This is a genomic window from Saccharothrix lopnurensis (assembly GCF_042658445.1).
GTDB classification, from domain to species: Bacteria; Actinomycetota; Actinomycetes; order Mycobacteriales; family Pseudonocardiaceae; genus Actinosynnema; species Actinosynnema lopnurensis.
Map to the genome: position 1 here is coordinate 115,336 of NZ_JBHSQO010000015.1, position 13,698 is coordinate 129,033.

7 protein-coding genes are annotated in these 13,698 nt (G+C 73.3%); 5 read left to right on the forward strand and 2 right to left on the reverse strand.

What is annotated here, in order from left to right; all coding sequences use genetic code 11:
* Positions 1-111 precede the first annotated feature (111 nt).
* Complete coding sequence (locus tag ACFP3R_RS17250; RefSeq protein WP_380637232.1) at positions 112-603, reverse strand: MarR family winged helix-turn-helix transcriptional regulator; 492 nt, start codon at positions 601-603, stop codon at positions 112-114.
* Positions 604-692: 89 nt separating this feature from the next.
* Between ACFP3R_RS17250 and ACFP3R_RS17255 the strand changes: the two genes are divergently transcribed.
* Both ACFP3R_RS17255 and ACFP3R_RS17260 read left to right on the forward strand, forming a co-directional pair.
* Positions 693-1,235: a YceI family protein gene (locus tag ACFP3R_RS17255; protein ID WP_380637233.1), complete on the forward strand. Its 543-nt coding sequence runs from the start codon at positions 693-695 to the stop codon at positions 1,233-1,235.
* Between the two features lie 277 nt (positions 1,236-1,512).
* Positions 1,513-2,007: an ATP-binding protein gene (locus tag ACFP3R_RS17260; protein ID WP_380637234.1), complete on the forward strand. Its 495-nt coding sequence runs from the start codon at positions 1,513-1,515 to the stop codon at positions 2,005-2,007.
* Between the two features lie 163 nt (positions 2,008-2,170).
* Here the strand turns inward: ACFP3R_RS17260 and ACFP3R_RS17265 are convergent, their stop codons facing one another.
* Positions 2,171-3,016 carry an EamA family transporter gene (locus ACFP3R_RS17265; RefSeq protein ID WP_380637235.1) on the reverse strand — a complete coding sequence of 282 codons (846 nt, stop codon included), beginning with the start codon at positions 3,014-3,016 and terminating at the stop codon, positions 2,171-2,173.
* Positions 3,017-3,194: 178 nt separating this feature from the next.
* Between ACFP3R_RS17265 and ACFP3R_RS17270 the strand changes: the two genes are divergently transcribed.
* From ACFP3R_RS17270 to ACFP3R_RS17280, 3 genes are all read left to right on the forward strand, one after another.
* Positions 3,195-3,815, forward strand: a complete 621-nt coding sequence (locus tag ACFP3R_RS17270; RefSeq protein WP_380637236.1) for a GTP pyrophosphokinase — start codon at positions 3,195-3,197, stop codon at positions 3,813-3,815.
* Between the two features lie 753 nt (positions 3,816-4,568).
* Entirely contained in the window at positions 4,569-5,843 is a 1,275-nt protein-coding gene (locus tag ACFP3R_RS17275) for a serine hydrolase domain-containing protein (protein ID WP_380637237.1), read from the forward strand.
* Positions 5,844-5,942: 99 nt separating this feature from the next.
* Positions 5,943-13,694 carry an amino acid adenylation domain-containing protein gene (locus ACFP3R_RS17280; protein WP_417750596.1) on the forward strand — a complete coding sequence of 2,584 codons (7,752 nt, stop codon included), beginning with the start codon at positions 5,943-5,945 and terminating at the stop codon, positions 13,692-13,694.
* Positions 13,695-13,698 lie beyond the last annotated feature (4 nt).

A 13,698-nucleotide genomic window follows, 5' to 3' on the forward strand; every position in this document is an offset into this window, starting at 1 on the left:
CCGCCCCCCGCGGCCACCCCGCACAGCCACCCCGCACGGTCGTCCACGCGGCCGGCACCCACCGCCACCACCCACCGCCGGCGGCCCGAACCCCCACCTAACCCGACCCGCCTAGAACTCGGCCAGCTCCTCCTGCGCCCGAGCGCACTCGACGGTCAGCCCGGAGTCCACCGCGCGGCTGATGTTGGCCAGCACGCGCAGCTGCTCGGCCGTCAGCACGTCGAACAGGTGCTCGCGCACCGCGCTCACGTGACCGGGCGCCGCGGTCTCCAGCACGGCGTACCCGGCGGCGGTGAGCGCGGCGATCGACCCGCGCCGGTCCGAGGCGCAGGCCCGCCGCTCGACCCAGCCCTCCTTCTCCAGCCGGGCCACCGCGTGCGACAGCCGCGACCGCGAGGAGTGGCAGACCGTCGCCAGCTCGCTCATGCGCAGGGCGTGGTCCGGGGTCTCGGACAGCGCCACCAGGATCTCGTAGTAGGCCATGGGCATCCCGGAGTCCCGCTGGAGCTGGCGGTCCAGGTGTTCGGTGAACTTGGTCACGGCGGTCATGAAGCCACGCCAGACCTGTTGCTCCTCGGCGTTCAACCACCGCACTTCGCTCATGGCACCAATCATAGGTTGTTGTTGAACCCTCAACCAGGATGCGCTATGTTCTGTTGAGAGTTCAACCAAGACAACCACGAAGGACCGACATGACCTCGACCCAGATCCCCGGCTACCTCATCGGCACGTGGGCCATCGACCCGGTGCACTCCGACGTCTCGTTCGTGGTCCGCCACCTGGGTGTGTCCAAGGTCCGCGGCCACTTCGGCACGTTCGAGGGCACCATCGTGACCGCCGAGAACCCGCTGGAGTCCACGGTCACCGCCAAGATCGACGCCGGGTCGGTCGACACGCGCAACGAGCAGCGCGACGCCCACGTCAGGGGCGAGGACTTCCTGGACACCGCGAAGTACCCGGAGCTGACCTTCACCTCCACCGGTGTGCGCGCGCACGGCGAGGGCTTCCTGGTGGACGGCGAGCTGTCCCTGCACGGCGTGACCAAGCCGGTGACGCTGGAGCTGGAGATCAACGGCTTCGGCGACGGCATGTCCGAGGGCGCCAAGGTCGTGGGCTTCTCCGCCTCCACCGACATCAGCCGCAAGGACTTCGGCATCACCGGTGGCCCGGCGGGCGCCGTGGTCGGCGACAAGATCACCATCCTGCTGGAGATCGAGGCCGCCAAGCAGGGCTGAACGCACCACCGCAGGGGGCCCGCCGGAGCAGCCGGCGGGCCCCTCGCACGTCCGGGTGGCGCTCGGTGGAGGCGCTGTTCTCCCCGGAGAGTCATTTCGATACGGTCGCTCGACGCGCCGACCCCGGGTGAACCGGGTCCCGTGTTCACCCGTAGTAGGTCTTGACGCCGAATCGGACACAGTCCGCTCACAGTCGTAGACCACACAGGTGACAACGGACGCCGTCATGGCACCATCTGGCGCAGTACGCGCCGGACGCAGGCGAGGAGGGACCCGTGTGAACGCCCAGACCGAACAGGTCGACGACCTTCGGCTCGTCGCGCTCCCCACCGCGGTGAACGTCGCGGACATGTTCGTGCGCTTCTCGCTGGGCGAGTGGCGCCTGCGGGCCATGCAGGACGAGGCCGCGCAGACCGCGCGCCGGCTGGTCGGCGCGGCCGTGGACGTGGCCGACCGGCAGGCCCCGGGCCTCCTGCTGGTGCGCCTGCGGCTGTCCGGCAGCCACCTGGTGGTGGAGGTCGAGGGCAACCGCCTCGCGCTGCCGCCGGAGCTGGCGAGCGGGCGCGCGGGCCTGGTCGACCTCACCGCGGGCGGGCACCTGGCGTGGTGCGAGCTGCCGCTGCCGTCGGGCATGAACGCCTCGGCCGTGCCGCTGCCGCGCCGCGAGCCGCGCCGCTCCCCCGCCGCCGAGCAGATGGGCGACGAGCCGGACGTGGACCCCGAGGTGATCCAGCGCATCCTCTACGGCCTGGGCGGCAACCCCACCCCCTAACCCCGGCGCGAGTCGAACACCCAGGACCACCATGTCGAACACCCAGGTCAGGTGAGTTCTGCGTTCAGGTCGCCCGCCGGGGTGGCGGGCCGGACCCGAACGTAGAACTCGGGGGTCCCGAGCGTTCGACACGGTGGGCGCGAGTGTTCGACTCGCGGGGTTTCTAGGGGCGGGAGAGGGCTGTCAGGGCCAGGGCCAGGACTGCCATGCCGAACCAGGAGGCGAGCGGTAGGCGCTCGTCCAGGACCACCACGCCCAGGACGGCCGCCACGGCGGGTTCGGCCAGGGTGAGGGTGGTGGCGGTGGCCGCACCGGTGTGCCGCAGGCCGAGGCCGAACAGCAGGTAGGCCAGGAACGTGGTGACCAGCGCCAGGTGGGCCGTCACCGCCAGGCCCGCCGGGGTGGCCAGCCAGCCCGCGCCCAGCCACCACAGCACCGGCGCGGTGAGCAGGGACGCGCCGCCGAACACCGCGCCCACCACAGCCCGCGACGGGTGGCCGAGGCCGATCAGGTGCGCGCAGACCACCGAGTACGCGGCGTAGGACAGGCCCGCCACCAGCGCCAGCACCACGCCGACCGGGTCGACGTGCGCCCCGCCACCGCCCAGCACCAGCACCGCGCAGCCGGTGACGGCGACGAGGGTGAGCAGGGGGCGCGAGCGCACGCCCAGCACGATCGGCGCGGTGGCCAGCGCCACGGTGGTGGCCACCGCGACACCCGTGCGCGCCACCGCCGGGTAGAACGCCAGCGCGTAGCCCGCGGCGGTCACCGCGCCGAGCAGCAGCAGCCGCCGGTCGGCGGTGCGCAGCACCTCGCGGGTGCCGCGCGCGGTCAGGAACAGCAGCAGCCCGCCGAACACCAGGCCCGCCGCGCCGACGGCCGCGGCCGGGGCCGGGGCGGGCGCGAAGGAACCGGCGGTGCCGGTGGTGCCCCACAGCAGGCAGGCCGCCAGGATCGGCAGCGGACCGGCGGTGGGACGAGGGCGTGCTCGTACGTCGAAGGTGGGCACTGGGTCTCCGTTCGCGAAAAAGCCGAAGAGGACGCGCGAACGGGCGCACTGCCGAGCAGGTGCGTGAGGGGTCAGCCGGTGGTGCGCCCGGTCAGGCGCACGGCGGGGGGAGGACCACGTGCCAGTGGGTGTTCACGACCCGGATCGTAGCCCGGCCGGCCGGCGGTATCCTGGGATCATGGACGTCGGCGTGGCGGATGACCTGCTGCGGCGGTCTCTGGTGGTGCACAAGTTCGCGGTCGAGGAGCTCATGACGAAGCTCCGCATCCTCAGCGAGGAGTTCGACCTCGTCCACCGGCACGACCCGATCGAGCACGTCACCCAGCGGGTCAAGCGCCCCGACGCCATCCTGGACAAGCTCCGGCGCAAGGGCCTGCCCGCCGACCTGGCGCTGGCCGCCGAGCACCTGGACGACGTGGCCGGCGTGCGCGTGGTCTGCCCCTTCGTCTCCGACGTGTACCGGGTGCGCGACATGCTGGCGCGGCAGAGCGACCTGGAGATCCTCAAGACCAAGGACTACATCGCCCGGCCCAAGCCCAACGGCTACCGCAGCCTGCACTTGATCGTGCGCATCCCGGTGTTCCTGTCCGACCGGGTGGAGCACGTCAAGGTCGAGGTCCAGCTGCGGACCATCGCCATGGACTTCTGGGCCACGCTGGAGCACAAGCTCTACTACAAGTACGACGACCAGGTGCCCGCCGGGTTCGTGGAGGAGCTGACCAACACCGCCGCCATCGCGGCCGAGTTGGACGCCCGCATGGAGGCGCTGCACCTGGAGGTCCAGGAGGACGAGCGCTAGCCGTCGGGAGGGCGGCGCGGACCGGCTCCCGGCCGGCGCGAACCCGGCTCCCGGCTGGCACGAACCCGGCGGCCGAGCCGGCACGATCCGGCTCCCAGGCCGGCGCGGACCCGGCGTTCGAGCCGGTGCGACCCGACTTCCGGCCCGGTGCGACCCGACTCCCGGGCCGGCGCGAACCCGGCGGCCGGGCCGGCGCGCACCCGGCGTTCGGCCCAGCCCGGCGAGTGCCTCCACCCCGGGTGCGTAGAACCACCCCGGAGTGGGCACTCCGTGCTTCGACGGACCGCCCCCGCCACCACCTCTTCGGCACGACCCCGCCCACGACGGCCGGCACGAGCCCGGCCGGGCGGCCCGCCGCGCCTTCTTACCGAAGTACCTCCGATCCCTACGGATCGGTAGCCGCAAACGATGGTTCACGGATCTGGTTACGGTCTCGTGGACAATTTTTGGAGAACCCGTCCGGATTGGGCAGAATGAACTTCAAGTGCCCACCGGATGGACAGCCTACCGAGCACGGCAACCGTTGCCAGGCGACTGCGAATAACCCTCGCTTACTGGGCTTATTTACGAGACTGCCCGGTCCAAACCTACCGATCGAGTGAACCGCACAACACTCGCGAGGAACACGCGACCGCATACCGCAAAAATGTCAGACGACATTTAGTCAAATGCTCCGTTCGGCGGTCGCGACGATCCGGTAACAACAGTCAACGTTGGTCCGCAGCCGACCTGGCTCATTCTCAGAGGATCAGGATGGACACCCAGAAGATCTCCGCTCGATTAACGGCGCTCGCCCGCGCGCACGGCGTGCCGGGCCTCCAGTTCGCCGTGCACCACGACGGCCGGACGTGGACCCACGAGGTCGGTCTGGCCGCCGACGCCGCGGTACCCGTCGGCTCCATCACGAAGACGTTCACCGCGACCGTCGCCATGGCCCTGGTCTCCGACGGGGACCTCGACCTCGACGCCCCGCTGTCGGACCACCTCCCCTCGGTGGAGGACGAGCTGACCCTCCGCCACCTCCTCAGCCACACCGGCGGCCTGCCGTCGGACCCGGAGGACGTGCGCACCACGTCGCTGCGCCGCCACGTGGAGCAGGCGGTCCGCGACCTGGACCTGCTGCACCCGCCCGGCGAGGGCTTCTCCTACTCCAACATCGGCTACTCCCTGATCGGCCACCTGATCGAGGTCGCCACGGGGATGTCCTGGTGGGAGGCCGTGGACGCGGTCCTGCTCCGCCCGCTCGGCATCCGACCGCGGTTCACCGCGGGTCCGGGCGCGGGCGTCGGCGTGGCCCCCGGTCACGCCGTGAACGCGGGCACCGGCCGGGTCGTCCCGGTCGAGCAGTCGCTGGCCCTGGTCGACGCGCCGGCGGGCGCGCTGGCCGTCAGCGCGACCGACCTGGTGGCCTTCGGCCGGATGCTGGGCGGCGCCGCGCCGCGCCTGATCGACACCGCCGAGCTCGACCTGATGCGCACCCCGGTGCGGCACGCCGAGCCGTTCGGCATGGCCGACGGCTGGGGCCTCGGGCTCGCGCTGTTCCACCGGGACGGGGTGCGCTGGGTGGGCCACGACGGCACCGCCGACGGCACCTCGTGCCACCTGCGGATCAACCCCGAGGACGGCACCGCGGTGGCCCTGACCACCGACGCGAGCAGCGGCTTCGCATTGTGGCGCGACCTGGTTCCGGAACTCGCCGCGGCCGGTTTGCCCGTGGGCGATTACGACGGAATGCGCAACCTGAACCACCGCATCCCGCCGCCCCGGGACTGCACCGGCAGCTTCCGCAACGGGGACGTCGAATACGCCGTGCGCGCCGTGGACCGGGAGCGCCTGGCGCTCACCGTGGACGGGGAGCCGTTCGCCGACCTGTCGTTGTTCGACGGCCTGGTGTTCGCGATGCGGGATTCCGACACGGGTGACACCAACCAGACCGGGCGTTTCCTGCGGGATCCCGGCGACGGCAGCATCCGGTGGATCCAGATCGGTGGTCGACTGGCTCGCCGGCAGGTCTCGGAAATGGCCTGAAAGTCACGTTTAGACCTCACTTGAAACGGGTAACGCGCGCCCGTTGAACTCAGAAAGGCACTTTCCGCGATGACGCACGCCCACAACCTGCCGGCCATGGTGGCCGCGCAGGCTCTCCGCACACCGGACGCGGCGGCCGTCGTGTCCGCCGAAGGGGCGGTGAGCTACCGGGAGCTGGACGAGCGGGCCAACCGGCTCGCCCACCTGCTGATCGCCAAGGGCGCGCGTCGGGAACGGATCGTGGCCCTGGCCATGCCGCGGTCCGTGGACATCGTGGTGGCGCGGTTGGCGGTGCTGAAGGCGGGCGCGGCCTACCTGCCGATCGACCCGGCCTACCCGGCCGAGCGGATCGCGTTCATGATCGCCGACGCGGACCCGCTGCTGGTGCTGGACGGTCCGCTGGACACCACGGACCAGCCCGCCACCGCCCCCGAGGTGGACATCCACCCGGACGACCCGGCGTACGTGATCTACACGTCCGGGTCCACCGGCCGCCCCAAGGGCGTGGTGGTGACCCACCGGGGCCTGCCCGCGTTCGCCGAGGCCGAGATCGCGCACTTCGACGTGCGGCCGGGTGACCGGGTGCTCCAGTTCTCCTCCCCCAGCTTCGACGCCTCGGTGCTGGAGCTGTGCATGGCCCTGCCGGCGGGCGCGGCGCTGGTCGTGCCGCCGCCGGGACCGCTGCTGGGCGACCAGCTGGCCGAGGTGGTCGACGGGTTCGGGGTGACGCACGCGCTCATCCCGCCGGTGGCCATGGCGACCGTGCCCGACGTGCCGCTGCCCACCTTCCGCACGCTGATCGTCGGCGGTGACGCGTGCTCGCCGGACCTGGTGGCGAAGTGGGCCCCGGGCCGCCGCATGATCAACGCCTACGGGCCGACCGAGTCCACCGTGGTGACCTCGTGGAGCGAGCCCCTCACCCCCGGCGGCACGCCCCCGATCGGCCGGGCCGTCCCCGGCACCGAGGTGCGCGTGCTGGACGAGGAGCTCAACCCCGCCGCCGAGGGCGAGCTGTACGTCACGGGCGTCGGCCTGGCCCGCGGCTACCTGGGCAGACCCGGCCTGACCGCGCAGCGGTTCGTGGCCGACCCGTTCGGCGCGCCGGGCGCCCGCATGTACCGCACCGGCGACGTGGTGCGCACCCGCGAGGACGGCCAGCTGGAGTTCGTCGGCCGCGCCGACCACCAGGTCAAGATCCGGGGCTTCCGGGTCGAGCCCGGCGAGATCGAGGCGCTGCTGCGCGAGCACCCGGCCGTCGAGCAGGCCGTGGTGGTCGCCCGGGACGAGCCCAAGCGGCTCGTGGCCTACGTCGTCCTCCGCGACGGGGGGCAACAGACGGCGGGGCAACAGACGGCGGGGCAACAGACGGCAGGGCAACAGACGGCCGGACAACAGGCGGCGGGGCAGCAGACGGCGGGGCTGCGCGAGCACCTGGCCGCGACCCTGCCCGACTACCTGGTGCCGTCCGCGTTCGTCGCGCTGGACGCGTTCCCCCTGAGCCCCAACGGCAAGCTGGACCGCGACGCGCTGCCCGCGCCGGTCGTCGGCGAGGCCCCGGAAGGCCACGTCGAGCCGCGCACCCCGGCGGAACACCGGGTCGCGGAGGTCTGGTCCGAGGTGCTGGGCGTGCCGCTGGTCGGAGCCCAGGACGACTTCTTCGCCCTGGGCGGCGACTCGATCCTGGCCGTGCGCGCGCTGTCGCGGCTGGGCGGGCTGCCGGTGCGGGCGATGTTCGACCACCGCACGGTCGCGGAGCTGGCGCGGGCGCTGCCCGAGGACGGCGCGCCCGTTCCCGGGGTCACACCCATCCCCCGGGTCCCGCGCGGCGAACCGCTGCCCCTGTCGCCCGCCCAGCGCCGGCTGTTCTCCCTCGACGGCACCGCCGAGCAGAACACCGCGGTGGGCCTGGAGCTGACCGGGCCGCTGGACGTGCCGCGCCTGGCCGCCGCACTCGACGCGCTGGCGCTGCGGCACGACGCCCTGCGCACCACCTTCGACGTGGTGGGCGACGAGCCGGTGCAGCTGGTCGCACCCCACGGGACCATCCCGCTGCGCGTGCTGCCCCGGCCCACCGAGCGGCCCGGCGCGGGCGAGCTGGGCCTGGACGAGCCGTTCGACCTGCGCCAGGGCCCCCTCGCCCGCGCCGTGCTCGCGCCGCTGGGCGAGGACCGGCACCTGCTGGTCCTGGTGCAGCACCACATCATCACCGACGGCTGGTCGGTGCAGGTGCTGGTGGAGGAGCTGGCCGAGCTGTACGCGGGCGGGCAGCCCGCGGAACCGGCCGTGCAGTACCCGGACTTCGCGGTCTGGGACCGGGGCAACCCCGGGGGCGACGTGGCCTGGTGGCGCGACCGGCTGGCCGGGATCGAGGCGCTCGACCTGCCCACCGACCGGCCCCGCCCGCCGCTGCGCACGACCACCGGCGCGGTGCTGCGCCGGGAGCTGGACCGGGAGCTGGTCGACCGCCTGGCGGGGGTGGGCCGGGCCCACGACGCCACGCTGTTCATGACGCTCACCGCAGCGGTGCAGGTGCTGCTGTCCGCGCGCTGCCGGCAGCGGGACATCGCGGTCGGCACGGCGGGCTCCGGCCGGGACCGCGCCGACCTGGAACGCGCGGTCGGCTTCTTCGTCCGCACCCTGGTGCTGCGCTCCTGGGTGGACCCGGACCTGCCGTTCACCGCGTTCCTGGACCACGTGCGCGGCACCGCGCTGGAGGCGTTCGCCCACGACGACGTGCCGTTCGACCGGGTCGTCGAGGAGCTGCGGCCCGACCCGGACCCCAGCCGCACGCCGCTGGTGCAGGCCGTGGTGGCGCTCCAGCAGCCGCTGGTGCGCGGCAGCCGCTTCGGCGAGCTGGCCGTGACCGAGCACGACCTGCCGCGCCCGGTGGCGCGGTTCGACCTGGTGGTGGAGTTCTGGCCGCGCCCGGAGGCGCGGGGCGGCGGTCTGGCGCTGACCCTGGAGCACAACACCGACCTGTTCGACGCCGCGACCGTCGAGGCGCTGGGCGCGGACCTGGAAGCCCTGCTGCGCCTGGTGGTCGAGGACCCGGACCGCCCGCTGCGCGGCCTGGCCGAGCTGGACTTCCCCCAGGACGACTCGGTCCGCGTGCGCGGCCTGCGCGTGGACCTCGGCGAGGTGGAGCGCGCGCTCAAGAGCCACGACGACGTGCTGGACGCGGCCGTGGTCCTGGCGGACCGGCGGCTGATCGCCTACACCGTGCCCGCGGTCAACCCGGCCGTGCTGCGCGGTTTCCTGGAGCAGGTGCTGCCCGCGCACGCCGTGCCCGCCGCGTTCGTCGGCCTCAGCCGGCTCGACCGGGACGACCTGCCCACGCCGCCCGAGGAGCGCGCCGAGGTGCGCTACGTGGCACCGCGCACGCCCGTCGAGGCGGTGCTCGCGGACGTGTTCGCCGAGGTGCTGGGCGCGGCCCGGGTCGGCGTGCGGGACAACTTCTTCGCGCTGGGCGGCGACTCGATCCTGGGCATCCAGGTGGTCACCCGCGCCCGCCGCGCGGGCCTGGTGCTGACCTCCCGGGACATCTTCGCCCACCAGACCATCGCCGCGATCGCCCCGCACGTGACCCGCGACCTGCCGCCCACCGCGGACCAGGGCCCGGTCACCGGCGACGCGCCGCTCACCCCGATCCAGCGCTGGTTCCTGCACGGCCACACCGTGCGGCCCGAGCACTTCGACCAGTCCGTGGTGGTGGACCTCGACGAGCTGGACGTGCCCGCCCTGCGCACGGCGCTCCAGGCGCTGATCGCGCACCACGACGCGCTGCGCACCGGCTTCCGGGGCGACCGGCAGGTGGTCGCCCCGATCGGGGAGGTCGACCCGTTCGCGCTCGACCGCTTCGACCTGACCACCGGCCCGCTGCTGCGCGCCGAGGTGGTCGGCGACCGGTCGGTCCGGCTCACCGCGCACCACCTCGTGGTCGACGGCGTGTCCTGGCGCGTGCTGGTGGAGGACCTGACCACCGCGTACCGGCAGGTCCGCGAGGGCCGCCGGGTCCACCTCGGGCGCAAGACGACGTCCTTCCGCGACTGGGCCACCAGGCTCGCCGAGCACGCCACGAGCGGCTTCGACGACGAGCGGGCCCACTGGGGCGCGGTGGCGGGGACCCCGACCACCGTGCCCCACGACCGGCCGGGCCCCAACACCGTCGGCTCGCAGCGCGAGGTCACCGTGCGGTTCACCGCGGCGGAGACCGCGGCGCTGCTGCGCGACGTGCCGCCGGTGTACCGGACGCAGGTCAACGACGTGCTGCTGACCGCGCTGGGTCGCGTGCTGGCCGACTGGACCGGCCACGACCGCGTGGTGCTGGACCTGGAGGGCCACGGCCGCGAGGAGCTGTTCCCCGACGTCGACCTGTCCCGCACGGTCGGCTGGTTCACCACGGTCTTCCCCGTGGCGCTCGACGTCCCCCGGGCGGGGGCGGACTGGGGCACGGCGCTGAAGTCGGTGAAGGAGCAGCTGCGCGCGGTGCCCCGGCGCGGCATCGGCTACGGCGCGCTGCGCCACCTGGCCCGCACCGCGCCGGCCTGCGACCCCCGGGTCAGCTTCAACTACCTGGGCCGGTTCGCCGAGGACCAGCGCGACCTGGAGCTGTCCGCCGACCCGGCCGCGCCGCGCCCGCACCTGCTGGACGTGGTCGGCCAGGTGCGCGGCGACCGGCTGGAGTTCGCCTTCCACTACAGCGACCAGGTCCACGACGAGGCCACGGTCCGGACCCTGGCCGACGGGTTCGCCGCCGCGCTGCGCGGCATCGCGGCGCACTGCGCCGAGCCGGGCGCGGGCGGCCGCACGCCGAGCGACTTCCCGCTGGCGCGGCTCACCCAGGAGCAGGTGGACCGCCTCGACGGCGAGGACGCCTACCCGCTGACCCCGATGCAGGCCGGCATGGTGTTCCACGGCCTGGGCGAGAAGGGCGTCTACTTCCAGCAGACCACGTTCGTGGTGGACGGGGTGACCGACTCGGCCGCGTTCGCCGGCGCCTGGCAGCGGGTGGTCGACCGGACCCCGGCGCTGCGGTCGAGCGTGCTGTGGGAGGGCGTGGCCGAGCCGCTCCAGGTGGTGCATGAGCGCGTCGAGGTGCCGATCGCCTTCCTGGACTGGAGCGGCCTGGACGACGCCGGCCGCGCGGAGCGGCTGCGCGAGCTGCTGGCCGAGGACCGCGAGCGCGGCCTCGACCTGGCCGCGGCGCCGCTGATGCGGTTGACGATCGCCCGGCTGTCGCCGACCAGCGTGCACGTGCTGTGGACGTTCCACCACGTGCTGCTGGACGGCTGGAGCGTCTTCCACGTGCTGTCCGACGTGCTCAAGCGGGGTGAGCTGCCCGAGCGCCGCCCGTTCCGCGACTACGTGGCGTGGCTGGCGGAGCAGGACGGCGCGGCGGCCGAGGCGCACTGGCGGCGCGTGCTGGGCGACTTCGACTCGCCCACGCCGCTGCCCGCCGACCGCCCCGCCGAGCACGGCGCCTCGTCGCGGCGGGTCCCGCTGGAGCTGACCGCCGAGGAGTCCGGGCGGCTGTACGAGTTCGCCCGCGAGCACCGCGTCACGCCGAGCGCGGTCGTGCAGGCCGCGTGGGCGCTGCTGCTGGCCCGCTCCAGCGGGCGGCGCGACGTGTGCTTCGGCGCGACGGTCTCGGGCCGGCCCGCCGACCTGCCGGGCGTGGACGACATCACCGGCATCTTCATCAACACCCTGCCGGTGCGGGTCGCGGTGGACGGCGCGGCGCCGGTCGCGGCGTGGCTGCGCGCCCTCCAGGACACCCAGGTCGAGTCGCGGCGCTTCGAGCACGTGCCGCTGACCGCGCTCCAGGCGTGGAGCGGGGTGGAGCGCGGCACGAACCTGTTCGACAGCGTGGTGGTGTTCGAGAACTACCCGGCCGACCTGGCGGAGGGCATGGGCCTGCGCGAGCTGTCCGCGGAGGAGACCACCAGCTTCCCGCTCAGCGTCACCGCCTACCCGGAGGAGCGGTTGGGCCTGCTGCTGGGCTACGAGCCCGCGATGTTCGACGCGGCGACCGTGGAGCGGTTGGCGCGGCGGCTGCGGACCCTGCTGGTGGAGCTGGTCGCGGACCCGGACCGGCCGGTGGCCGAGGTGCCGTGGCTGTCCGACGACGAGGTGCGCCAGGTGCTCGTCGACTGGAACGGCACGGCCGGCGGCCCGGTGGACGGCACGATCCCGTCGCTGTTCGCCGCCCGGGCCGCGCGCACGCCCGACGCGACCGCCGTCACGTGCGCCGGCGAGTCGCTGACCTACCGGGAGTTGGACGAGCGGGCCAACCGGCTCGCCCACCACCTCCTCGCGGCGGGCGCCGGACCGGAAACCCTGGTGGCGCTGAAGTTCCCGCGCTCCCTGGACCTGGTGGTCGCGGTGCTGGGCGTGCTCAAGTCGGGCGCGGCGTACCTCCCGATCGACCCCGACTACCCCGCCGACCGCGTCGCCTACGTGATCGAGGACTCGCGGCCGGTGCTGACGCTGGACGCGCTGCCGGACCTGACCGGGCTGCCGGGCACCGCGCCGGAGGTGGCGCTGCTCCCGGGGAACACCGCCTACGTCATCTACACGTCCGGTTCGACCGGCAAGCCCAAGGGCGTGGTCGTCCCCCACGCCAACGTGGTGCGGTTGTTGACCCGGACGGACCAGTGGTTCGGCTTCGGGCCGGACGACGTGTGGACGCTGTTCCACAGCTACGCCTTCGACTTCTCCGTCTGGGAGCTGTGGGGCCCCCTGCTCCACGGCGGCCGGCTCGTCGTCGTGCCGTTCGAGGTCTCCCGCTCCCCGCGCGACTTCGCCCGACTGCTCGTCGACGAGGGCGTCACGGTCCTCAACCAGACCCCGTCCGCGTTCTACCAGCTCATCGCCGAAGCGCCCGACCTGCCGGTCCGGTACGTCATCTTCGGCGGCGAGGCGCTCGACGTCCGCAAGCTCGACGCGTGGCGCGGCCGGGGCGCGCTGATCAACATGTACGGCATCACCGAGACCACGGTCCACGTCACCTGGACCCACGCGGACGGCACGATCGGCGTCCCCATCCCCGACCTGCGGGTCTACGTCCTCGACGAGGACTTGAAACCGGTGCCGCCCGGGGTGGTCGGCGAGATGTACGTGGCCGGGGCGGGACTCGCCCGCGGTTACCTCAACCGGCCCGGCCTGACCGCGTCCCGGTTCATCGCCAACCCCTTCGGCGAGCCCGGCGAGCGCATGTACCGCAGCGGCGACCTCGCCCGCTGGGGGGATGGCAAGCTCGATTACCTGGGCCGAGCGGACCAACAGGTGAAGATCCGGGGGTTCCGGGTCGAACTCGGTGAGGTCGAAGCGGCACTGCGGGCGCATCCCCACGTCTCGCAGGTCGTTGTAGTGGTGAACGAACACCGTCTGGTCGCGTACTTCGTGCCGGACAAGCCGACAACGGCCACGGAGCTGCGCGAGCACACGGCCAGGGTCCTGCCCGACCACATGGTCCCGGCGGCGTTCGTCGCACTGGAGAAACTGCCGTTGACCTCGAACGGCAAGCTGGACCGCGTCGCGCTCCCCGCGCCCGAGCGCGACGCGGTCACCTCCTCCGACTACGTGGAACCCCGCACCGAGACCGAGGCGGCCATCGCCGAGATCTGGGCCGAGGTGCTCGGGGTCGAACGGGTGGGCGTGGAGGACAGCTTCTTCGCCCTCGGCGGCGACTCGATCCGCAGCCTGCACATCACGTCCCGCACCAAGGCGGCGTTCGACGTCGACCTGTCCCCGCGTGACGTCCTCACCGCCCGCACCGTGGCAGCCCTCGCCGACCTGGTCGAGGACATGGTGCTGGCGGACCTCGAAGCCCTCGCCGACACGGAGGCGTGACCCC